The sequence below is a fragment of the Desulfobacula sp. genome, from assembly GCF_021107415.1.
Genome location: NZ_JAIOSW010000242.1, coordinates 1 through 23,335, shown reverse-complemented (window position 1 = coordinate 23,335; position 23,335 = coordinate 1). Strand labels below are relative to the sequence as shown.

25 protein-coding genes are annotated in these 23,335 nt (G+C 41.7%); 4 read left to right on the top strand and 21 right to left on the bottom strand.

The genetic code is table 11. The features are described 5' to 3' along the window. Nucleotides 1-3: 3 nt before the first annotated feature. Nucleotides 4-786, top strand: a complete 783-nt coding sequence (locus K8S13_RS13175; RefSeq protein WP_291463123.1) for an AAA family ATPase — start codon at nt 4-6, stop codon at nt 784-786. Between the two features lie 7 nt (nt 787-793). Here the strand turns inward: K8S13_RS13175 and K8S13_RS13170 are convergent, their stop codons facing one another. Next, a complete protein-coding gene (locus K8S13_RS13170; protein WP_291463120.1) occupies nt 794-1,810 on the bottom strand; it encodes a glyceraldehyde 3-phosphate dehydrogenase NAD-binding domain-containing protein in 1,017 nt (338 codons plus the stop codon). Between the two features lie 260 nt (nt 1,811-2,070). Here K8S13_RS13170 and K8S13_RS13165 point away from each other — a divergent pair, with 260 nt between their 5' ends. The 3 genes from K8S13_RS13165 (at nt 2,071) to K8S13_RS13155 (ending at nt 6,321) form a co-directional block, all read left to right on the top strand. After that, a complete protein-coding gene (locus K8S13_RS13165; RefSeq protein WP_291463118.1) occupies nt 2,071-4,074 on the top strand; it encodes an HDOD domain-containing protein in 2,004 nt (667 codons plus the stop codon). A 198-nt stretch (nt 4,075-4,272) separates the two neighbouring features. Then, nucleotides 4,273-4,974, top strand: coding sequence for a DUF2279 domain-containing protein (locus tag K8S13_RS13160; RefSeq protein WP_291463116.1), 702 nt, complete (start codon nt 4,273-4,275; stop codon nt 4,972-4,974). A gap of 63 nt (nt 4,975-5,037) precedes the next feature. After that, on the top strand, nt 5,038-6,321 hold the full coding sequence (locus K8S13_RS13155; protein ID WP_291463115.1) for a CDP-alcohol phosphatidyltransferase family protein: 1,284 nt from the start codon (nt 5,038-5,040) through the stop codon (nt 6,319-6,321). Nucleotides 6,322-6,408: 87 nt separating this feature from the next. Here K8S13_RS13155 and fdhF read toward each other — a convergent pair whose 3' ends face one another. The 20 genes from fdhF to K8S13_RS13055 all read right to left on the bottom strand — a co-directional run. Continuing rightward, nucleotides 6,409-8,448, bottom strand: a complete 2,040-nt coding sequence (fdhF, locus tag K8S13_RS13150) for a formate dehydrogenase subunit alpha (RefSeq protein WP_291463114.1) — start codon at nt 8,446-8,448, stop codon at nt 6,409-6,411. Between the two features lie 16 nt (nt 8,449-8,464). Then, nucleotides 8,465-9,277 carry a 4Fe-4S binding protein gene (locus K8S13_RS13145; RefSeq protein WP_291463112.1) on the bottom strand — a complete coding sequence of 271 codons (813 nt, stop codon included), beginning with the start codon at nt 9,275-9,277 and terminating at the stop codon, nt 8,465-8,467. Between the two features lie 40 nt (nt 9,278-9,317). Next, nucleotides 9,318-9,755 (bottom strand): hydrogenase iron-sulfur subunit, encoded by a 438-nt coding sequence (locus K8S13_RS13140; RefSeq protein WP_291463110.1) that lies wholly within the window; start codon nt 9,753-9,755, stop codon nt 9,318-9,320. Nucleotides 9,756-9,779: 24 nt separating this feature from the next. Beyond that, nucleotides 9,780-11,453: a CoB--CoM heterodisulfide reductase iron-sulfur subunit A family protein gene (locus K8S13_RS13135; RefSeq protein ID WP_291463109.1), complete on the bottom strand. Its 1,674-nt coding sequence runs from the start codon at nt 11,451-11,453 to the stop codon at nt 9,780-9,782. Nucleotides 11,454-11,469: 16 nt separating this feature from the next. Next, nucleotides 11,470-12,843 (bottom strand): 4Fe-4S dicluster domain-containing protein, encoded by a 1,374-nt coding sequence (locus K8S13_RS13130; protein WP_291463107.1) that lies wholly within the window; start codon nt 12,841-12,843, stop codon nt 11,470-11,472. A 15-nt stretch (nt 12,844-12,858) separates the two neighbouring features. After that, entirely contained in the window at nt 12,859-13,026 is a 168-nt protein-coding gene (locus tag K8S13_RS13125; RefSeq protein WP_291463105.1) for an FAD-dependent oxidoreductase, read from the bottom strand. 40 nt (nt 13,027-13,066) lie between these two features. Continuing rightward, on the bottom strand, nt 13,067-13,486 hold the full coding sequence (locus tag K8S13_RS13120; protein WP_291463104.1) for a hydrogenase iron-sulfur subunit: 420 nt from the start codon (nt 13,484-13,486) through the stop codon (nt 13,067-13,069). 15 nt (nt 13,487-13,501) lie between these two features. Next, nucleotides 13,502-16,534, bottom strand: a complete 3,033-nt coding sequence (locus tag K8S13_RS13115) for an FAD-dependent oxidoreductase (RefSeq protein ID WP_291463103.1) — start codon at nt 16,532-16,534, stop codon at nt 13,502-13,504. 43 nt (nt 16,535-16,577) lie between these two features. After that, entirely contained in the window at nt 16,578-17,693 is a 1,116-nt protein-coding gene (locus K8S13_RS13110) for a (Fe-S)-binding protein (RefSeq protein WP_291463101.1), read from the bottom strand. Between the two features lie 75 nt (nt 17,694-17,768). Next, the gene (locus tag K8S13_RS13105) at nt 17,769-18,854 is read right to left on the bottom strand and encodes a DUF3524 domain-containing protein (RefSeq protein WP_291463100.1); all 1,086 of its coding nucleotides are present in this window, start codon (nt 18,852-18,854) and stop codon (nt 17,769-17,771) included. Between the two features lie 96 nt (nt 18,855-18,950). Then, nucleotides 18,951-19,397, bottom strand: a complete 447-nt coding sequence (locus K8S13_RS13100) for a hypothetical protein (RefSeq protein WP_291463099.1) — start codon at nt 19,395-19,397, stop codon at nt 18,951-18,953. A 153-nt stretch (nt 19,398-19,550) separates the two neighbouring features. Next, nucleotides 19,551-19,856 carry an amidase family protein gene (locus K8S13_RS13095; protein ID WP_291463098.1) on the bottom strand — a complete coding sequence of 102 codons (306 nt, stop codon included), beginning with the start codon at nt 19,854-19,856 and terminating at the stop codon, nt 19,551-19,553. Then, nucleotides 19,840-20,016: a hypothetical protein gene (locus K8S13_RS13090; RefSeq protein ID WP_291463096.1), complete on the bottom strand. Its 177-nt coding sequence runs from the start codon at nt 20,014-20,016 to the stop codon at nt 19,840-19,842. Before K8S13_RS13090 ends, K8S13_RS13095 begins: the two co-directional genes overlap by 17 nt. A gap of 103 nt (nt 20,017-20,119) precedes the next feature. Next, nucleotides 20,120-20,521 carry a type II toxin-antitoxin system HicB family antitoxin gene (locus tag K8S13_RS13085; protein WP_291463095.1) on the bottom strand — a complete coding sequence of 134 codons (402 nt, stop codon included), beginning with the start codon at nt 20,519-20,521 and terminating at the stop codon, nt 20,120-20,122. Between the two features lie 3 nt (nt 20,522-20,524). Continuing rightward, complete coding sequence (locus K8S13_RS13080; RefSeq protein WP_291463131.1) at nt 20,525-20,713, bottom strand: type II toxin-antitoxin system HicA family toxin; 189 nt, start codon at nt 20,711-20,713, stop codon at nt 20,525-20,527. 135 nt (nt 20,714-20,848) lie between these two features. Further along, entirely contained in the window at nt 20,849-21,118 is a 270-nt protein-coding gene (locus tag K8S13_RS13075) for a DUF2442 domain-containing protein (RefSeq protein ID WP_291463093.1), read from the bottom strand. A 20-nt stretch (nt 21,119-21,138) separates the two neighbouring features. After that, entirely contained in the window at nt 21,139-21,399 is a 261-nt protein-coding gene (locus K8S13_RS13070) for a DUF4160 domain-containing protein (protein ID WP_291463092.1), read from the bottom strand. A 137-nt stretch (nt 21,400-21,536) separates the two neighbouring features. Beyond that, nucleotides 21,537-22,136 carry a hypothetical protein gene (locus K8S13_RS13065; RefSeq protein WP_291463091.1) on the bottom strand — a complete coding sequence of 200 codons (600 nt, stop codon included), beginning with the start codon at nt 22,134-22,136 and terminating at the stop codon, nt 21,537-21,539. Between the two features lie 129 nt (nt 22,137-22,265). Then, entirely contained in the window at nt 22,266-22,835 is a 570-nt protein-coding gene (locus tag K8S13_RS13060; protein ID WP_291463090.1) for a TIR domain-containing protein, read from the bottom strand. Nucleotides 22,836-22,846: 11 nt separating this feature from the next. Continuing rightward, nucleotides 22,847-23,335: macro domain-containing protein (locus tag K8S13_RS13055; protein ID WP_291463089.1), on the bottom strand; the 489-nt coding region annotated here is incomplete at its 5' end.

Sequence of the window (23,335 nt, the reverse complement as noted above, 5' to 3'; positions counted from 1 at the left end):
ATTTTGAGCTTAAAACTTGCTATCGGCGGTAAAGGCGGTGTTGGGAAAACCACTATCACTTCTTTAATTGCACGATCCATTGCCGCATTAAATAAAGATACAAAAGTTATTGCCATAGATGCCGACCCTGTTGCCAACCTTGCTGCTGGTCTTGGCATTGATGAATCAAAACCCATTACCCCGGTTTCAGAACTCTCTGATCTCATTGCAGAAAGAACCGGGGCTACGCCTGGCACAATGGGGGGGTTTTTCACACTGAATCCAAAAGTGGATGACATTCCGGATCGCTTTTCCATTGAAAAAGATGGGGTAAAGCTGCTGGTCATGGGAACAGTTCTACAGGGAGGATCAGGTTGTATTTGTCCTGAGGCAACCATTTTAAAGGCCCTGATGAACCACCTTGTTTTAGCCCGCAATGAAGTAGTGGTCATGGATATGGAAGCCGGTGTGGAACATTTGGGAAGAGCAACCTCAGGATCTGTGGATGCCCTTATTGTGGTTGTGAACCCGGGAAAAAGAAGCCGTGTAGCAGCAGATAAAATAAGAAAGCTGGGCCGGGATATCGGGATTAAAAACATTGTGGTGCTGGCAAACAGGGTCAGGTCGGAAGAAGATAAAAAGCTGATTAAAGATAGCATGCCGGATTATGAAATTTTGGGATTTATTCCGGAAATGGATGAAATTGCTGATGCAGACAGGGATGGAACACGACCCTATGATGATATCACAAAGATACCTGAAGAATTAATAGCGGTTACAAAAAAACTGATTAAACTGGGTTCATAAACAGCCTTTAGACTGCTTCAAATGCTGTAATAGTAGTATCCAGCATTCGATTGGAATATCCCCATTCATTATCAAACCAGGCCTGGATTTTAACCAGCCTTTTTTTGCTGACCCGGGTCTGGTGAAGATCAATAATTGAAGACCGGGGATCATGGTTAAAATCACAGGAGACCAGATGTTCATCGGTTACGCCCAGAACATCTTTTAATTCAGATTCAGATGCGTTGATTAAAGCATGGTTGACGGCTTGGATATCTGTATCAGTTTTTACCATAAGTGCGATATCCATAATGGATACATTGATGGTGGGGACTCTGATGGCAAGCGTTTCAAATTTTCCTTCCATGGACGGCAGTATTTTTGAAATTCCCTTTTCCAGGGCTGTACTCACCGGGATGATGGACAATAGAGCCGACCGTGTCTTCCTTAGATCAGGATTGTAGGCATCAATTACAGGTTGATCATGCATGGCAGAATGAATAGTGGTAATGGTCCCGCTTTCAATTCCAAGGGTTTGGTCAAGCACATGAAGGACAGGAATAACACAATTACTTGTACAGGAGGCGTTTGAGATGATGGTATGCTCTTTTCTCAGTATGTGATGATTGACACCATAAACAATGGTGGCATCCACTTCATCTGCTGCCGGTTGTGAAAAAACAACCTTTTTGGCCCCTGAAAGCAGATGCAGTTCTGCCGACTCCCTGTCATTATAAAATCCCGTGCAATCAAGGACGGCATCAATATTTAAATCCTTCCAGGGAAGATTTGCAATATGATGCTCTTGAAATACTCTTATCCTGTCATTTCCAATGACAAGAAAATCTTTCTCATATTCAACATTCAAAGGAAACCTGCCATGGGTTGAATCATATTTGGTCAAATGGTAAACAGTTCTTGCATCGGCTGTTTCATTAATGGCAATAAGATTAATCTTTTTATAGAATTCTTTTGACTCATACAAGGCTCTCGTAATACATCGCCCTATTCTTCCATACCCGCTAATTGCAATATTAATTTTCATATTTATTTCATCTTAGAATTTATTGTCGTTTCTATTTAAAAAATATTCCCCTATTCAAAAATCACTTAGTGTCTATACCATAAACCAAGGCACAATTTAATTGAAAATATTATAGCTGTCTAATTGAATATTCATATTTTCGTTTTCTTCAAGAAAAAGGTTTTCTTGTATTCCTGACAGGATTCGTGCTAAATTTCTGATACATTTTCTCACTGTTAAATATTTTAACCTGAACATGAAAGGTTATTTTTTGGCTGATCATGATGAATGACAAACTCATACTCCCTTTGGAATCCGATATCGAACAGGTTTTAAAGCTTGACGTCAAAGAGGTTCCAAGTTTCCATCCCGTGATGGCCAAATTGCTGGAAATCTGCAGTGATGAGGATGCATCCACCCAAGACCTTTCTAAACTCGTGGAAACAGATCCGGGAATTTCTGCCAAGGTGCTGGGCATCGTAAACTCTGCATTGTATGGCCTGAGACGAAACATAACTGCTGTTTCCGAGGCGGTAATCTATCTCGGGTTTGACGAGGTGAAAAGGCTCTGTCTCGGGGTCACGGTTTTTGAAAAAATGTTTAAATCAAAAAAGAAAAAGCAGTTTGACAGGATTTTTTTCTGGCGGCACTGCCTTTGTGTGGCCACCCTGAGCAAGGCCATTGCCGAGGAAACCCGATATCCAAAGCCTGGGGAGGCATATGTCAGCGGACTTCTGCATGACTTCGGGAAGATTATCTTTGATCTCCAGGGCCGTGTCAATTATGATGATTTTATCACCAATGTGACAAAATCCACAGGTCAGATGATCACTGAAGAAAGGGAACTCATGGGCATGGGACATGATGACCTGGGCGCCTATTACAGTTCTTTGTGGCACCTGCCCGAATCCCTTGCTCTGGCCATAAAATACCACCATCAGCGATATGAACACCTGGATCTTTCCAAAGAAGAGGCATTGCTGATATCCATTGTTTCCCTTGCCAATTTTCTATCCTGGACCCAGGGCATGGGATCGGTTGATATCATCCGGCCCCCGATTCTTCAGCCTGAAGTTGAAAAAAATATAAACTTAAGCAAAATCGATCTCATAAAGATCATCACCCATATGGACAGGGAAATGAAAAACACGTCAGAATTTTATAATTTTGTTTTCCCTTCCTCCAACCAGTTCAGAGAGAACCTGCTCAGGGCAAATCTCAAACTGTGCAGTATCAATACAATCTATTATCATCTTGAGGAACAACAGACCAAAACCGTGGATGTATCTCAGATAAAAGAGAGTATCTCCACGCCCCACCGCAGCCTTAATCCGAAAGAAATTATCACCTCTACCTTAAAGGCCATATACAAGGATTTCAAATTCGACAGGCTTTATGTCATGAAGGTGGTAAAAAATCTCAGAAGTCTTAAAGTGATTGAGTCCCTTGATGCCGTGGACACTAGAATGGATTTAAAGTCAATTGAAATTCCAATCAATAAGACTGCGGGCGGCTTTGTTCACTGCCTGAGGAACCAGGAGCCTGTGATGGTCCGTGGCAGGACTTCAGGTGAAAAAAAAGCCCTGGAACAATTTAAAATTAAAGAAATGGTCATCGTGCCTTTCTATAGTAATAACAAGGTCATCGGTATCCTCGGCATGGATAATATTGCTTCTAAAAAAACCATCGTGCCGGATGTATTATTCTCCATTGCCATTGTGGCCAATGAGCTTGGCATGGCCCTGGAAAACGCAGGTGCCTACAATGAGGCAAAAGCGGTTTCTCTTAAAGACGGGCTCACAGGCCTCTTAAACCGTGTAGCCATTGACGAGCTGCTGTCAAAATCATTCAGAAAGGCTGTGGGTGGAGAAAATGATCTATCCCTTGTAATGATTGATGTGGATTATTTTAAAAAATTTAATGACAAATTCGGACACCAGGCCGGGGACAATGTCCTTAAACTGATTGCCACCACTTTAAAAAAACTATCCAGGCCCTTTGACTATGTGGGGCGGTATGGCGGTGAAGAATTTATTGTCATCCTGAACAATACTGATTTACCCAAAGCTATTGTTTATGCTGAAAGGATACGCAAGGAAATTGAGCATCTGGGCAGACTTCTGGTCAACAGGTTCCCGGGGCTTTCCCTCACCGTCAGCGCCGGTGTCAGTGAATACCAAAAAAATGTTAAAAACCGGGATAACCTCATTGCAATTGCTGACAAGGCCCTTTACCGGGCAAAGGAAACCGGAAGGAATCGGGTGGTCTCTATCGGAAATAGCTGACAATGGATTTATATTTCCAGAATATACAACTATATTATATTTTTAAAGGATTACATTCAGTTTATGTATGGCTTTTCATTATATATTAAAAAAAATATCCACAAGGCAGGGCTATTGGTTTTGATCTGTTTGTTATTTTTTCCATCTTTTGATTTTTTGGAAGCAAAAGAAGGCTGGCCAAAGGAGAAAAAGGTGCTCATGACAAACCTTGGAGGGATTGCTGCCATTACTGCATGGGGAATTGCAAACTGGGACTATTTTGAGAATGATCCCAAAAAAGGCAGCGAAGGATGGTTTTTAAAAGATACCGATGAAGGCGGTGCAGATAAATGTGCTCATTTTTATTTTTCATATACCCTTTCCCATATTTTATCCGACACCTTTGATCATTGGGGTTATTCATCTGAAAAAGCGGCATTACTGGGCTCTTTTTCATCCTTTGCTATGATGAGTTATATGGAATTCGGAGATTCCTTCAGCAATTACGGATTTTCCCATGAGGACTTTTTTATGAACCTGTTGGGATGTACAGCAGGCTACCTGCTTTATGCGAATCCAAACTTATCAAAAAAAATAGATTTCAGGATTGAGTATATCCCAACCTTTAATCAGATAGATTTTTTTTCAGATTATAACAACATGAAGTTTCTCATGGCTGTTAAGCTTGGCGGATTTGAATCGCTTAAGAATACGTATGCCGAATATATTGAGTTTCATCTTGGCTACTATACAAGAGGGTACTCGGATGATATTAATAAAGAAAGAAATATATACATTGGTATTGGGATCAATCTTTCAAAAATCTTTACAAATTTTTCCATGACAAAAACGGCCAAGGTGTTTAATTATTATCAACTGCCATACACATATATAAGCATTGATAAAAACCTTAACAATTAGTATTTATTGAATTGATAAATAGACTGAAATTAAAAAAATAATTTAATCGATTGAGATGATAAAATGGAAAGATTTTTAATTATTGTTGTTTCCGCTATTATTGGAACGGTTTTTTTCTTATGGTTTTCCCAGGCCGTTAAAAAGCAATTTATGCAAGAATTTATCATGGCACACCAATGGTTGCTGCACCCGAACTCAATTTGCTACTGGCGAACAACCCTAGCTGTCCTGGGATTTATCCTCTACTTTTTTACCCCTTATCAAACCGTTGCTATATTTATATTTACCTTTGCGGCAATCCTTGATGGCGCTGACGGGGTTGTGGCAAGAGGATGTAATCTGAGGTCCCGCTGGGGAGAATGGCTGGATCCCATGTGTGACAAATTAACCTATTTACCACCATTGATTGGATTTGCCTATGCAGGAATTATATCAATAAAATTGGTATGGATCCTTGTGGCTATTGAATTTGTTGGGCAGTTTTTTGCACGGCGGATTTTGACCTGGATCAAAGTCTCTGGAGCTGCCAATAATTTTGGAAAAATAAAGGCCATCATCTGCTTTGGCCTTGTTATTTTATGTGCATTGATGGATAAAAACCAGGAATTCATAAACATTGCCGATGAAGTACTCACGGCCTGCATTATACTTTCCTCCGCATCTGTGGTCTTTAAATTTATCCCCAACCGGCTCTATGCAGATATCCTTTCCGTACTTAATTTCTGCTGCGGTGTGACCAGCCTTATCCTGACCTATCATCATTATTTTGCCTGGGCAATTTGTATCATCATCGTCGGGCAATTGTTTGACTTGTTTGATGGGCGTATGGCTCTAAAGCATGGTGGAACCCAATATGGTCCTTATTTGGATGATATTGCTGATTTTGTCAGCTTTGGACTGGCACCCGCCTATGTGATTGTGCAAATAGGTGGTTCATTAGCATGGTTTGTCGGTGGTACATTTATTATTGGGGTTACATTTCGCCTTATCCGGTTTATCGCAATGGATAAAAATCGGACCGACCTGCCTGAGGGTATATTCAACGGACTTCCAAGTCCTGCGGGAGCCTTGATCGTTCTTGGTGCATCTCTTATTGCAACACCGGGTATATTGTGGGGGCTCACCGGTGTCTCTATCGGTTTAATGATAAGTCATATTCGCTTTGCCCATTTTGGAAGGGTGATCCTCAAGAAGGTTCCTAAACCAGTATTTTTTTTGATCAGTGCATCCATTATCATTACGCTTTCTTTTATTTTTAAAACAAAAAATGTCCAGATGTTTGGATATCTGATTCTGGGTTCTGTTTCTATCTATATGGTTGTAGGCAGGAAGTGGATACGCCAGTAGCGATCATCTTTGAAATATTTTTACTATTCCCCTATTCACCGGACACGGATGTCCGGTGAAATTAAGGTCAAAGTATTGCCAAATTTTTTAGACCTTCTCAAGTTTTACTGCACAAACCTTGAGTTCCGGTATCTTGGCAATGGGATCATAGGCCGGATTGGTCAGCTTATTCACATTTGTTTCTTCAAAATGAAAGGGCATAAAGACCACGCCCGGGTCCACACGGTCGGTGATCATGATCTTTGCCACAATCTCACCCCTTCGGGAAGCCATTTTAATTTGATGACCATCACAGATATCAAGATTTTGAGCATCAACAGGATTGATTTCAAGAAATCCTTCAGGGATTTCAAAATCAAGAGACTTGGAATTTCTAGTCATGGTGCCGGTATGGTAATGGGCATAAACACGACCTGTGGTCATCCAGAAGGGATACTCATCATCCACCACTTCAGCCGGCGGATTATAATTAATTGCATGGAAAAGTCCTTTCCCACGGGTAAATTTTCCATCCTTATGCAAAAAAGGTGTCCCCGGATGTTCTTTGGTCGGGCATGGCCATTGCAGTCCTACGCCTTCCAGCCGCTCATAGCTTATCCCCGCATAGGAAGGCGTCAGACTTGCAATTTCATTAAAAATATCTTCAGGAGAATCATACTTCATTTCAAACCCGAACCGGTTGGAAATATCCTGGATGATCTCCCAATCCTGTCTTGACTCTCCCACAGGGTCAATAGCCTTTCTCACCCGCATCACCCGTCTTTCCGTATTGGCAAAAGTTCCGTCTTTTTCTGCAAACGAAACACCCGGCAGTACCACATCAGCCAGTTTAGCTGTAGGGGTAAGAAAAATATCCTGGACAATGAGAAGCTCAACCTTTTTAAGGGCCTTTTTAACATGATTGGCATCAGGGTCCGACACAACCGGGTTTTCACCCATGACCCAAAGCGCTTTGACTTCATCATTTTCAATGCCTGCAAACATCTCAGGGATGGTTAAGCCAATGTTGGTCGGCAGTTGATCCACTCCCCAGGCCCGGGCAAACTTCTTGTTGGCATCCCCAAGGGTCACTGGCTGGTATCCGGTATAAACATTGGGAAGGCCGCCCATGTCACAGGCACCCTGCACATTGTTCTGCCCGCGAAGGGGATTGACCCCTGTTCCAATTTTTCCAATATTTCCAGTCAGCATGGAAAGATTTGCAAGAGACTTTACATTATTAACCCCATTGGTATGCTGGGTAATCCCCATGCAGTAAATAATGGAGGCTCTATCAGCTTCCCCGTAAACTCTGGCAAGTGATTCAATCTCCTGGACTGATATACTACAAATTTTTGATGCCTCTTCAACAGTAAAATTATCAATGCCCTGTTTAAACGCATCAAACTCTTCTGTGTTTTCAGCTATAAATTTTTCATCGTGAAGCCCCTTTTCCATGATCACCTTCATCATCCCGTTTAATAGGGCCACATCTGTTCCGGGCTTATGGCGGATATAAAGATCGGCAAAATTTGCAATCTGGTTTTTTCTTGGATCTGCCACAATTACTTTAGCACCTTTTTCAATGGCCCTGAAAATACGTGTGGCAACTAAAGGATGGGTGGTTGCCGTATTGGACCCGATAATAAAGATGGTATCTGATGTTTCTAATTCAGCCATTGCATTTGTCATTGATCCACTGCCAAAAGATGCGGCAAGACCTGCCACTGTGGAGGAATGTCACAGCCGGGCACAATGGTCAACACTGTTGGTACCAATGGCGGCCCTTGCAAACTTCTGCATGATGTAATTTTCTTCATTGGTCACTTTGGCTGATGCAAAAAAACCAATTGAATCAGAGCCGTTTGCTTCTTTTATTTCTTTTAATTTTGATACGGTAAAGTCCAGAGCCTCATCCCAGGAAACTTCTGTAAGTTTCCCGTCTTTTCTTAACAATGGCCGTTTTAATCTTTTCTCAGACTGAACAAATTGATGGACATTCCATCCCTTGATGCAAAGTTTGCCTTCATTTACAGGGCTTGTTTTGCAAGGGGTTGTATGGGTCAATTTTCCATCAAGGGACTCAAGAAAAAGGTTGCATCCACATCCGCAATAAGTGCAAGTTGTCAGCGTATTCCTGTAATCCATTATTTTTCCTCTTTATTTAAACCTGTTGCTTTCCCGGCGAAGGGCCCATTAAGCTTAAGGGTGATTTTTCATTCTTATTAATCCCGGATGTAAACCCGAACTCATCATTCATAATCTGGGATGTCTTTTTATATAAAAGTCGTAACGGAATAACAGACGGACAGGCTTCCTCGCAAAGACCGCAATCAATACACCGGTCTGCCATATGCATGGCCCGGGTCAAATGAAATACCGGGATATCAACCGGAAGTTCGCCTTTTGATATAAGCTCCTCGCATTCAAGGCTGCATTCCATGCAAAAACACATGGGACAGATATCCCGGCAGCCATAGCATTTTACGCATTTTGAGAACTGATCCACCCAAAAGGAAAACCGTTTTGACAGATCCATGTCTTCCAAATCCTGCACACCCTGTTGAGAAATTCCTTCTATTTTTTCTCCTGCCACAAGTTCATCCGGGTATGGTTTTTTGCACTCACACGCTTTTGCAAGTTCTCTTGGGCAGGATATACCGATGGCCACTACTTTATCCGGCTCAAGCTGGTTCAGCCTGTACAGGGTATAAAGCCCTCTTTCATCACACCCGCGAACCAGAACGCCAAAAACATCATTTGGATATTGTCTTGCAATGGTAATAAGAACTTTATTCAGAGGATATCTTGCATCTCCCGGCTTTTTGGTATCACCCAGACAAAGTGTATTAAGATCATCATCTTTTTGAAACAGACAGGGTGCCACATGACCATTTGCCGTTGCAAGTGCGACAACTCCCTTTACTGAACCATCTGAAAGAAGCTCGTTTATTTTTTGTTTTACTATATCAATCATAAAAATACCTATGTCGGTTAACGATTAACAGTGATAACTGCTAAGCAACATCTTTGGATGTATCTTTTCTCAATGGTGATGGTCCCAGGCGTTTAAGGACATCAATAAACTCATTGATTTCCTCAACAAATTCAGGCGCCTCGGCTGAGGACACCCATCTGGCCCGAAGCCGATCTTTTTCAACACCGCAAAAATCCAGCATCCGGGAAAGAACCGTTACTCGTTTTTCAGTGGAATAATTACCATACAGGTAATTGCATTCACTCAAATGTCAGCCACCCACAAAAACGCCGTCAATCCCTTGTTGGAAGGCACGTAACATATGATGGGGAGACACGCTTCCAGAGCACATTACCCGGATAATACGGATGTTTGCCGGGTATTGCATACGACTGACCCCAGCCAGGTCAGCAGCGGCATATGCTCACCATGTGCAAAGGAAACATATAATAGTGGGTTCAAAATTACTGTCGCTCATTTACTTTATTCCTTATAACTATTGTCAAGCAGCCCCGATCTGGGCCAGTAACTGCTCGGGTTTATATCCGCAAAGCTGCGCAGTATGGGACGGACAGGTGGCAGCACAGGTTCCACATCCTTTGCAGAGAATTTCATTAATCTCACAGATTCTCCTGTCCCTGTTGTATGTAATGGCTTCGTAGGGGCACATGGTGAGGCATGCCATGCAACCCACACATGAATCAGGGTTAATCTGTGCCACAATAGCGCTTTTCACCAGTTTGTCCTTGAACAAAATGGCTGCCACTCTTGATGCAACTCCTAAGCCTTGAGTTCTGGCTTCCGTAGATGTGGCAGGATACCGCCCTGATCCGCAGACGAAAATACCGTCTGCCGCGAAATCAAGGGGACGAAGCTTTGCATGGGCTTCTAAAAAAAATCCATTCTGATCAGTGGGCACCCGCATCATATTGGCAACTGCCGGGGCATCACTTCTGGGAACAAGAGGGGTTGACAGGACAACAAGGTCTGTATCAAGTTCTATTGTTTTGCCGGTAATGGACTGAAAAAAACTGACATTTCCATCCTTAACTTCCGGTGGATTCTCAGGACTGTACACATCAAATTGAATCCCTTTTCCCCTGGCATCCCAGAGCATCTGTTCCTTATGGGTGCCATACATCTGCATGTCACGATAAAGGATTCTCACATTGGTCAACGGATACTTTTCCTTAACGACCATGGCGTTTTTAACACCGATCATACAGCAGATTCTTGAGCAGTATTCTCTCTCTTTGGTCCTGGCTCCGACGCACTGGATAAACACAATTCTCCTGGCAGTAAGATCGTCTTTTTTAAGCTTTTGTTCCAGTTCCATTAACGAGATCACATTTTTGCCGTCATACCCGAAAAGCCCCTTCGGGATCAAAGGAACAGCACCTGTGGCCACAACAATACAACCGACCTTGTCTTCAACCAGGCCTTTTTGTGTATCAATTTTGATATCAAAGTTACCGATATAGCCACCCGTCTCTTTCACAGTTGCTTTTGTATAACAAGTAATATTGGATCGAGACTGGACGTCATCAATAATTTTAGAAAGTGCCGCCTGGGCACTGCCCCCTGTGTCTAGTTGATGTACCTGCTGTAAAAGACCGCCGAAACTTGGTGTTTTTTCAACCAGAATAATGTCCAGGCCCATATCTGCCAGAGCCTGGGCAGCAGACAATCCTGCAATACCCCCGCCAATCACCAAAGTCTTTCTTACAAGGGATGATTCAATTTCTTCTCTGGGTTCCAATCCTGCACTTTTTGCAACACCCATGCGGATCAATTCTTTGGCCTTCTGGGTCGCATCATCCCGTTTCCCCATATGAACCCAGGAACACTGATCCCTGATATTAACCATTTCAAAAAGATAGGGATTAAGACCTGCTTCAGCACAGGAACTTGAAAACAGGGGCTGATGGGTTCTGGGTGAACAGGATGCCACCACCACCCGGTTCAGATTCTGACCCTTGATGGCTTTTTTAATTTCCACAATCCCGGCTTCAGAGCATGTGTAAAGATTTTCCTTTACATACACAACATTGGGGAGGGTTTTGGCATATTCAGCCACATCGGGACAATCCAGGTGTCCGGCAATATTTGAACCACAGTCACAGACAAATACCCCGATGCGGGGTTCTTCATAAAGTATCAAATCATTCATATTCATTTTTGGCAACCTTTCTTTACGATGCCTTTTTATCATTTTTTTTCATTACCGCCTGCACAGCCCTTGCAGCAGCAGAACTTGCCTGGGCAACAGATTCAGGAATATCCATGGGACTGTGAGCACACCCGCAGACAAAAATACCATCCCTTGATGTATCAAGGGGGTTGGCAGGTTGGGTTTTAAAAAAACCATAGGCGTCCACATCAATGGACAAGGTATCTGCAATTTTCTGTGTACTTTTTACAGGGGCACAGGCTGTGGCCAGCACAACCAGATCAAAGATTTGTTTTTTCACTTTTTGTTCCAGAGTGTCCTCATAGATCAAAACAGGACTTTCATCTGCATTTTTTGTAATCTCCGCCACACGGGACCGCTTATAGGAAATATTGGAGTTATTTCCTCCGCGGACCTTATACTCTTCAAATCCTTTGCCGACTGCCCTGATATCCATACCAAAAATAACCGAATGGGTATCATTATCATGCTCATGGGCAATAATGGCTTCCTTGATGGAATGCATGCAGCAATATCCGGAGCAAAAGGGATAAAACCTTAAATCCCTTGACCCCACGCACTGAATAAAAGCAAGATTTTTAGCAGTTGTAAACCCTTTGGCTTTTTCTTTTAAGACTTCAAGGGGATTGGTATTTTCAAGATGAGCTTCATATTTTTTAAACCATTTGTCCCGATCTTTTATCAGGTCTTTTTCCAGGTCTTCACTGGAATTCAGGCTGCCCTCTTTGCAGGCGGTATAAAAGTCATCACTCTTTATCCCATGATTCTTTTCAAACCTGTCCAAGGCTTTTTGAGATTTTTTAACCTTTTTCTCAAGAACCGTAATCTGGGCCGTCACCTTGCGATCGGACGGACGGTAAAGATGGCCTTCCGTGGGCCCGGAAGCAGATAAAAATCGTTCAAACTCCATGGCAGTGATTACATTGTCCAACTGAGTATACCGGTATTCCGGCAATTTTGCCGGATCAAAAACATCATATCCCGTGGCCACAATGACGGCACCCACCATAAGCTCCAGGATAGAGTCTTTCTGATCAAAATTAATGGCACCTGCTTCACATTTTTTCTGACAGATCCCGCATTTCTTCCCTGTCAGCACCCGGCAATGATCCGGATCTATGACATGGGTGGAGGGTATCCCCTGTGCAAACCAGGAATAGATGGCTTTTCGTTCTGCATGGCCTTCATTATAAAGGTCTAAAACACTTGTGGGGCAAACTTCAGCACAGGCACCGCAGCCCGTACATTTATCTTCCTCCACAAATCTTGCTTTTCTTCTTACTATAGCCGTAAAATTCCCGGCTTCACCCTCTATCTTTTCAAGCTCGCTGTAAGCCAGAAGTGTTATATTGGGATGTCGACCGACATCCAGCATCTTGGGCGAAAGTATTCAGATGGCACAGTCATTGGTGGGAAAGGTCTTGTCAAGCTGAGCCATTTTCCCGCCAATGGAGGCAAAGGTCTCCACAAGGTGAACCTTGAATCCCATCTCCGCAAGATCCAGCGAGGACTGAATCCCGGCAATTCCTCCGCCAAGGACAAGTATATCCTTTGTCACAATTTCTACCTCCTGTTACCGCTGTCTATTATATAAACCATCAGGCCACCTTTTTGATATTGGCAGGGCCCAGGGCTTTTATATCTTCCGTAAATTCATTTGCAACCTGGGCAAACTTTGTCCCTTCAGCAGAAGAGATCCATTCCAACCTGATTCTCTTTGGATCAATTCCCAGAAGGTTTATAAATTCACCCGTCATTTTAAACATTTTTTCAGCTTTTACATTACCATCCAGGTAATGACAGTCACCCATATGTCAGCCCGAGACTAAAATTCCGTCCGCCCCCTTTTCAAAAGCTTTCAAAATATAATTGGGATTGATTCCACCCGAGCACATGACCCTGATAATTTTCATATTAGGCGGATACTGGAACCGGCTGACACCTGCAAGATCTGCTGCTGCATAGGAACACCAGTTGCAGGCAAATGTTAAAATCTGTGGATTAAAATCCTTTGACATCTTCAATCCTTTCTATTAATCCAGTGCTGTCTCAACCATGGCCAGCACCTCATTGTCGTAATGGAAAACACTTGCAGCCCCTGTGGGACAGGCTGCCGCACAGGCAGCACACCCTTTGCAAAGTGCCTGCTGCACACTGGCTATCTTTACCCCGTTATCCAGCTCGTTCACTATTATGGCCCCGAATACACACGCTTCTTCACAGGCACCACAACCCCGGCACAAAGCTTCATTCACACTGGACACCACGCCGTCAACGGTTACATTTTCTTTGGACAAGACAACTGTTGCCCGCGACACAGCCGCTTTTGCCTGGGAAATACTCTCTTCAATGGGTTTGGGATAATGAGCCATTCCGGCAAGAAAAATGCCGTCTGTGGCGAAATCCACCGGACGCAGTTTAGCATGGGCTTCCATGAAAAAATTATCATCATTTAAGGAAAGTTTAAACATCTGGGCAAGCGCCTGATTATCTTCCGGTACAATGGCAGATGCAAGGATAATAAGATCAGTATCGATATCAAGATCCATACCCAGCACATGATCTTTTACCTTTACTGAAATGCCGGCATCTTGTGTTTGAACGACCGGTTTATTCTCAAGGGAATACCGGATAAAAATAACGCCTTTGTCCCTCGCCTCCTTGTAGAGTTCTTCTCTTTGTCCATAGGTTCTGATATCCCTGTAAATTACGTACACTTCCATATCAGGATTCAGCTCTTTGAATTTTAAGGCGGATTTTACGGAATGGGTACAGCAGACCTTTGAACAATATGGTCTTTCCGGCTCTCTTGATCCCACACACTGGATAAACACTGCCGTGCTGGTATTTTTAACAAAGGTATTATCTCTGGCAATGGCCCTGTCAAGCTCAAGATGTGTCAGAACCCTTTCATCCTTGCCATATAAATATTCTGTGGGTTTGCTTTCCTTTGCACCAGTGGCAACAATAATGGCACCATGGTCAATGCCCTGTTCTTTGCCTTGTGTAACAATGGTGGTCTTAAAATTTCCGATAAACCCGGATGTTGATGATACGATTGTCTGGGTTAACACATCAATCATTGGATGATCATCAGCTTCCTGAACCAGGGCTTTCACATTCTGAGCCACGGATTCACCATTCCATGTATGGTTCAAGGACAGAGCATTTCCGCCCAATACCTCGCTTTTTTCAACCAGGGTGGTGAAAAATCCCTGTCTGGCAAGGCCAAGAGCGGCGGTAAGACCTGTGACCCCTCCGCCAATGACCAGTCCTTTTTGCACAACACCGACAGTTGGTTGTGACAAAGGCTTCATAAGAGCTGCCTTTGCAACGGCAATCCGTACAAGATCCTTGGATTTTGCTGTGGCAAGCTCCGGCTCTTTTGAATGGACCCAGGAACACTGATTCCGGATATTGGCCATTTCAATAAGATATTTATTGAGGCCTGAATCCCTTAAGGTTTCCTGGAAAAGCGCCTCATGAGTTCTCGGAGTGCAGGCGGCAATCACGATCCGGTTCAGGTTATTCTCCTGAATCACCTTTTTCATCTTATCCTGGGTATCCTGTGAACAGGTAAACAGGTTCTCTTCAACATAGGCCACATGGGGGAGGGTCTTTGCATATTCTGCAACAGAAGGCACATCCACGATTCCGCCAATATTGGTCCCGCAATTGCAGACAAATACGCCGACTTTAGGATCTTCGTTTACCACATCAGTCTCTGCCGGATATTGCCGGGTCTGCGTCAGGCTCCCCCTTGCCGGGGAAAGGCTGGTTCCGGCATCACATGCAGCAGCACTGGCTTCCATAACAGCCAGGGGAATATCTTTGGGTTCCTGGAGGGCACCACAGACATAAAAACCCTTACGGGATGTTTCAACCGGTGAAAAACTGGATGTAACAACAAAATTATTGGAATTGAGCTCAATCCCCATATCCTTGACTGCACGGGCAAGATCGTCCGGTGTTTCCATTCCCACGGACAAAACCACCATGTCAAAAATTTCTTTGATATTTTTTCCCTGTTCTGTCACATAGGTACAGATAAGTCGATGGTTTTCATCCTCTGTAATGGTATGAATCCTGGACCTGACAAATCGGACACCCTCATCTTTTGCCCGTTCATAATATTTTTCAAAATCTTTTCCATAAGTTCTCATATCCATCAAAAAAATAGATGCCTCAAACTCACCGGATATATGATCCTTTGACATCATGGCTTCTTTGACGGCATACATGCAGCAGACAGAAGAACAATACTGGTTATCGCATTTATTTAGATCCCTTGACCCTATACACTGAAGCCAGGCAACCTTTTTGGGTTCAGCTTTATCAGGAAAGCATTCAATGTGACCGCTGGTCGGACCGCCGGCAGACAAAATTCTTTCATACTCGATACTGGTCACTACATTGGGGAATTTTGAGTATTGATAATTATCAAGTCCTGAAGGATCAAAGGGTTTAAACCCGGCTGCCATGATGACAGATCCCACATTCAAGGTGATGATTTCTTCTTTGTCGTCATAATTAATGGCACCTGCGGGGCAGACCTTTGCACAGGTTCCGCATTTATCCTTAAGCAGTTTTAAACATCTTGACGGATCAATGACATACTTTAACGGTACTGCCTGGGGATAGGGCACATAAATGGCTTTTCTTTTATCAAGCCCTTCATTAAATTCATCCGGGGTTTTCCCGGGGCATTTTTTAGTACATTCTCCACAGGCAATGCATTTATCCATATCCACATACCTGGGAGCCTTTTTGATTGATACGGTAAAATCACCCGCCTCTCCGTCAATCTGTTGAACTGTGGAAAGGGTGTGAAGTTGAATATTTAAGTGCCGGCCGACCTCGACCAGTTTAGGTGAGAGAACTCACATGGCACAGTCATTGGTAGGGAATGTCTTGTCTAACTGAGCCATCACCCCGCCAATGGAAGGGGTTTTTTCAATCAGGTGAACAAAATAACCTGAATCCGCCAAATCAAGGGCAGCCTGCATCCCGGAAATACCGGACCCGACCACCATGACCGAACCGTGAATAGTGTTATGATTTGCCATTGATTAACTCCAATTCTTATATAAGACCTGTATAGTCCTGCCTTTACTCAATATTTGCAGCAAGCCAGGATACAAGGTCTATGATATCAATATCATGGTCTGTGTTTTTCTTTGCACATGTCAAATGAATCTGACATTTAGGACATGCCGTAATAATTGCCTCGGCACCGACGGTCTCTGCCTCTTTGAGCCGTTGAATCTGCATGACCTTTGAGCAGGTTGAACACTCCATCCATGCAGTTGTTCCACAGCAGACAGCATTCTCCCGATTGTGCTCCATTTCCGAAAGACTGGTTCCCGAAACAAGGCCGATCAAGTCTCTTGGTGCGTCATAAATTCCAGACCGCCTTCCTAAACGGCAGGGATCTTGGAAAGTAACTATTTTCTTTTCACCCTTCTTAAAAAGGACATCTGTATTGGGAAGTTCCTTTGCCAGAAACTCAGTGATATGAACGATGTCAAACGGTAAAGGGCCAAACTTTTCCGTATAGGCTTCCCTGAACATGGAATATCCTTCGGGACAGCCGAATATAACTTTTTTTGCGCCGGTTGCCGCAATGGTTTCAATATTCTTTTCTGCAAGGGTCAGAAAGGTATCATCATCGCCAGACCAAAATGCATCATGCCCGCAGCAAACCTCATCATTGCTGATCACAGGCTCAATACCCATTTTATTTAAAAGCATGAGATTGCTCTTAGCGGATTCGATCATCTTCAGATCAAGATATTGAAAGGCAACATCATAGTAAGTGATACAGCCGGTAAAATAAAAATAATCCCCTTTTTCTGAAATCTTCCCCGCCTTTTTTGCCCATTCAATCCTGTCCTGCTGCACACCCCTGGCCTGGATGTTGGTAATGGTATGAAACATGCCGTGATGGCTCAATTTAGGCAGGTTCCCTTCCTGTCTTGCTTTTTTACGGTAGGCACGGATAAATGCAGGAAAGTCGATTTCCACCGGACACCTGTCAGAACATCTTGAACAGGAGAGGCAGGCCCACACATCCTTACTTTGAAGAACATTACCTTCAGGTTCACCCAGCATTCTTTTAATCATCTGACGCGGTGAAAAGCCTTCAAGTTCCATGGCAACAGGGCAACTGCCGGTACAAACCCCGCACTCCATACAATAATCAATTTGTTGTTTTGAAAGCTGCATATTATTTAACCCAAATATTCATATATAAATAAATAAAAAATTTTACTGTAAAGGCAAAATTTTTTTAAGTCAAGACTATCTTTTCAAGTTTTTCAGAGTCGTATCATACTGTTTTACTATGGTTTTCCATGAAAATTGTTCCATCTCCACGGACAATATTTCTTGCAGCGGCAAATATGCTTGATAATTCAACAGTATATCTTCTAATTTTGTTATCAATTCTTCTTTTGTCTGATATAAAATTCTGGAATGAACTTCTTCAGGCATAATTTCGGGATAAGACAATCGGTCTGGCAACAAAGGAATGCAACCGAATCTGACTGCCTCTACAACGGAAATGCCAAAATTCTCCTGAATGGCGCAGCTTACGACAATTGCTCCTTTTTTTAACCAGGACACATACTCGTTTCGGGATTCAACATAGCCGTAAACAACTATCTCATCCGTAAATTGCTCCTGTGCCTGGGTAAAAACCTCAGGAAATCTATTTAGTTTTTCCCCCAGCACTGCCAGGGAAAAAGGGATATTCTTTTCTTTTAACCGACCCAAAGCATCAAAAAAGAATTCCGGGTTTTTATCATATTCCCACCTGTGGTTCCATATGATCAACGGCTTTTTCAACTCCCTTTCCTTTAAATCAATCACACCTGTTTCAAACCGGCATCCCGGATAAACCACCTGGGTTTTTTCCCTGATTTGTTCGATCATCCATTCGGGCTTGAAATCCGGCATCTGTTTTATCAATCGGCTTGCTGCCCCGATAAATTCATTAAAATGGAATTTGGAATTAAATAAAACCTTATCTGCTGCAAAGGCAGAAATAATATTGGTAAAACTTAAGTGGGAATCGTATTTTTGACTGGGTGCCAATGGATAGGATAATTGATTTTCATGAAAATACATCAATACAGGAGACAGATCAAAGCCTGCAAGAGATAAAAAATCTGTCAGATCCATCATATCGGTTACAATGATTGCGTCAAACACTGAAAAATCTTTAACTTGATTGACAAAATAAAGGGCTGCCCCTCTCATGCGCCATTTCCAGAATCGGTCCGGAAGGGTGATAAGCGTCACATCATGACAGGAGTGGGCCTTAAAACCCAAGGCAAAGTCTTTGTGAGACCCACCGAAAAACGGTTCAAGAAAAAGGATTTTCAAAATTTCTTCCTGTCTATTGTATCGGGGTTATAGTCAATTTCAAAAGTGCTAACAGATTTTTAAAATTATAACAACCACAGTTTGATAGATGGGCATCTAATCGCTGCGGCGTGTCATCGATAACATCTGCGGCTTGCCGTCAGCATTTTCAATGTCTGCAACAGGAATCGAGATTTCCGGTAAGCGTCCCAGACCTGCGAAGGAACTGATGGCCATCGTTCTATTATAAAAATCCATAATACAATCCAGATTGGATAAAGATCCCTTGTACGGGGCAACAGTTGGGGTGGTCGGGTAACAAAACAAATCCCCTGAATTTGTGAATGTGGAAATTCTGTCAAACAAGGTTTCACAAAGATATAATGTCTTATTAAGATCGGTGCGGTCAAAGCTGTGTGTATTCTGATAAGCAGCCTTAAAATTGTGGCCCAACTCGGGATTAACAGCTTCTATCCATCCACCGACAGTATTTTTGAATTCAGCTGTTTGTAAATTTCTAAGGGCCTGCTCATTGCACGAGCTAAGATCAAAGTCCCTACCCACTATGTCGCTAATACTGATCCATGAGATAAATACACCATCAAAATTTTTCAGGTGTGAAATACTTTTCTCTACAGCCTCGTTTACAAGGGAATCTGCTATTGAAAAAGCATCTGTTAGTAAAAAAACATTATTGACCTTGGAACGCTCCCTCTTTTAACTGCGCAAAAGGACGCGCATTACTTTTTCAAGCGTTTCAATATTTTTTGAGAAAGCACCCACGGTGCTCACACTGGGCATAAAAGGCAATACGCCTGCTTCAGAAATACGATGCAATGTCGGCCTCATCCCCCAGATACCGCAAAAGCTTGCGGGGACACGTATCGATCCGCCAGAATCGGTCCCAATAGAAAAATCTGCCAACTCACAGGCTACTGCTGAGGCGGAACCACTGGAAGATCCACCTGGTATCCGATCAAGTTCCTTGTCCCAGCAGTCAAGATAATTAAATATGAGCAGCATGTTCTAAAGTATCTACGATCCATTGATTTAAACTTTCAATATCCTTAGCATAAAAATCTGCACCTCCATTTAATTCAACGAATTCACCTCTGAACATTTCAATCTCGGGGTCATACTTGATCACAGCATTAATATTATTAATTTTCATTAAATTCATCATGGTAACACCTCATTTTCTTTTAACCATTTTCTAATACTGTCTACTGCACCCTTATCAGTATCATGGCGTGGGTGAAATCGGTGTGCGAAGATTCGCTCAAATTTTATTGATGTGTTGTCATATACTCAGTAACAGCTTGAGCTAAAAGTCCTGATCTACTTGAGCCATATTTATTTGCGTATTGATCAACTACCCTTACCAATCTTTCAGGCATCGTAATATTTATTCGTTTTGATTTTAAGGAAAGCTTACTTATATCAACCTCAATGAGAGCCCAAAGACCTTTTTTATAATCTGAATTTGTTTTATGTATATCAATATTTGATGGTGTAGGAATTGGTTCAAGATCAATAAGCATACCTTCAATATGACATTCGGCTGCTTCTTGAGCCATATTTATTGCTTCTTCAATTGTTGAGCCGGCTGAAAAACACCCAGGAATATCTGGAAAAGTGACTCCATAATCAGAGTCTGAATCTTTGTGTATAACTATTGGGTATTGCATAATTTACCTCCAATTCCATCCGGCCTGCCGAAAAATGTTACGTAAGGTTCCAACAGGAATATCCTTTTGGGGATGTGGAACAGTAACCTTCCCTTGCTTTTTTGGATGTTTGAATTGATGATGATCTCCTTTTGTATGGTGAAGAACCCACCCATCATCTTTTAGCTTCTTTATAATATCCCGGCTCTTCATGATGTGTATCATACACACTCATGTTAGTAATGTCAAGATTGAGATGGTATTGGAGAGCGAACGCAAAGCTGAGAGGTCGGGGGCTTTATGCCGACAACCTCTGCAAAGTTAAAATTTATGTTAAAGCCAAAGCCTTCAAGAGTCACTCAGTAGCCCCCGATCCTCTCCAGCGATTTGTTCGCATTTTTCATATAAGCTCTCAGGAGCTATGTCAGCACCATTAGGCCAAGCAATTGTGCCACCTTCAATAAATGCTTTTTTAAAGATATTCAAATCTTTGAGGGATGAAAATACAGGTCCTTTATTGAGGTAAGGCGAAAAGTCAATGTCCCCTGAAGTATTGTTATCAAAACGAATATGGAACACATAATCATTTTTGTATTTTATTAAGATTACATCATTCATATTCCACATATTCTCCCTCCTTAATCTAAAGGGTCAATTTTATTAATTTCTTGGTAATTCCTTGCAGCATCCCATGCCATTTCAAGTTCTTTGGTATGTAAATCAATCCAGCTCCGAACAAGTTTTACGGCTGTTCTTGAATTTAAATTGCCTTTAAGCATGTTCCCTTGGAAATCAAAGGTAGCTTTTGCACCTTGATATTCAGCATGAAGATGTGGTGGATTATGCTCATCATAATACATCCTTATTATTATTCCAAAAAATCTACATATTTCTGGCATTCTGAATTCTCCATTTTTTATGTCTCAATGTATTATAACAGAAATTTTCCAAATTACAATTTTTATGCGAACGAATTGCTCACTCGGTTCGGGCCGCTTTTTGGCCCGAATCGAGTGCAGCAAATGGTTATGCGATATTATTTGTTATCATAGTATTCATACCAAATATATTCTCGGCTAACATTTATTTTCGTCTTGAATCTAATGCGTTCAGAAAATGTAAATGGTACTAAATATGGTTTATAGGTCACCAGAATATATATTCTTGCATTCTTAACATTATTAGGAGGCATAGAAAATATTCTGTTTACAAAGAGGGCGGAACTTTTATTTGGATCGAGTTTTTCTATCACGTTACCCATATTGGCACCACTGTCTGTGAATGTGCTGCCATCCATCAACTCCATTCTTTCCGCAATCAATGAATATTTAACGTCACAGAGTGGCAAATAACCATCATTTCTTATTATAAAAGGAGTTTCGAATGGCTTGTGTAAATCTAATGAAATTCCAGGAGAAAGCGAGATTCTCGGCCAGACAGCGAATAAAAATCCCCCAACGGCAATTAGAGACAAAATAGACCCAAATAGTTTTTTTGAAAATGCTATTGATTTTGAAACGGTTTGGTTCCTTTTGTTTATAGTCCGAGCCTTAGATTTTTTAGCTCGAGGCTTTCTGCTTTGCCGAGATCTATTTTTTGGCTTTTTCTTTGACATAGCCAGGCTTTTTATTGTCACGCATTCGTGCCGCGGAGCGGCACGAACGCTTGAACTCACTGGTTTTTATGGAGCGCAGCGGAATAAAAATCCAGTGCAGTGATTTGTTATCTGTTTTCATATCCTTACTTTTCAACGGTGAGTATAGGGCTAACAAGGATAATATGATCTTCCAGGCTCTTTTTTAGTTGCTACATTAAAATCAGAATCCTTTAATGTTTTTTCAATTAATGCTTTATTGTTCGGTATATGTATTGTCGGAACTTCACTCATTGAATCTCTAAAGATTGGCAGTTTATCCCACAAGTCTTTGATTTGCTTTTTAAACGTTTTGGAATCACAATTTATTATATCGCTTTTTTCTTTGTATTCAGGATAAATTACAATAATTGGCAACTCATTATTATTAATACCAAAATCTATCTCTTCTCTAAGTGCTTGTGAATTACTTGTATTAGAACTCAAAAATAAAATTATGTTTTTAGATTTATTCAACCGATCCCTTAACCTTGGTTTTAATGTAGTTTCCCAATCACTACCATCTCTAACATTATAATTTTTCATATGAGAGTCAACAAATGGGAAAGAAGCGTCTTTACCTTTCCACATCCTCAATGTATTGTAGTATACAAAATCTTTTGCTATTTTAGCTCCTAAATTTGTTTGTTTAAAAGGTTCTTTCACATAAAATGCACTGTAATTACCTGTTCTGTTAGCCATAATTATCTCCTTTAAAATTTTGATTTTATTTCAAACAAGTTGATTTCGTTTTTTGCACTTTCGTGCAATATAATATTTATTTTAGTGTTGTAAGCATTATCTAAATTTGATAATTTTAATGAGTTAAGAATTTGGTCTAAATAATCTTGAAGCGTTAAGTCTTTGCCTATTCTTGATATTCCTGAGCCCAATAGTGGAATGCTAACATCTCTTTGTGCATAAATTCGATTTATTTCTTTCCATAATGTATCTAAACAAAGTAAATATTCACCCTTTGAAAGATAGGCTCTGTTCTCTTCATCAAAGTGGGTAAAGGCTGTTAATAAATATTGGTTTTCTACTTCAATAGTTGTGCCTAATTCATATTTATTTTTCTTTCCTGATACCCTACTAGAATTTAATTCAAATTCTTTGCCGTTTAATTTAGCTATTATTTGATTGTCAAGATTTTGAACTGTTTGGTTTGGGTAGCATTTTTTAATAAATAAGCCATTTAAAGT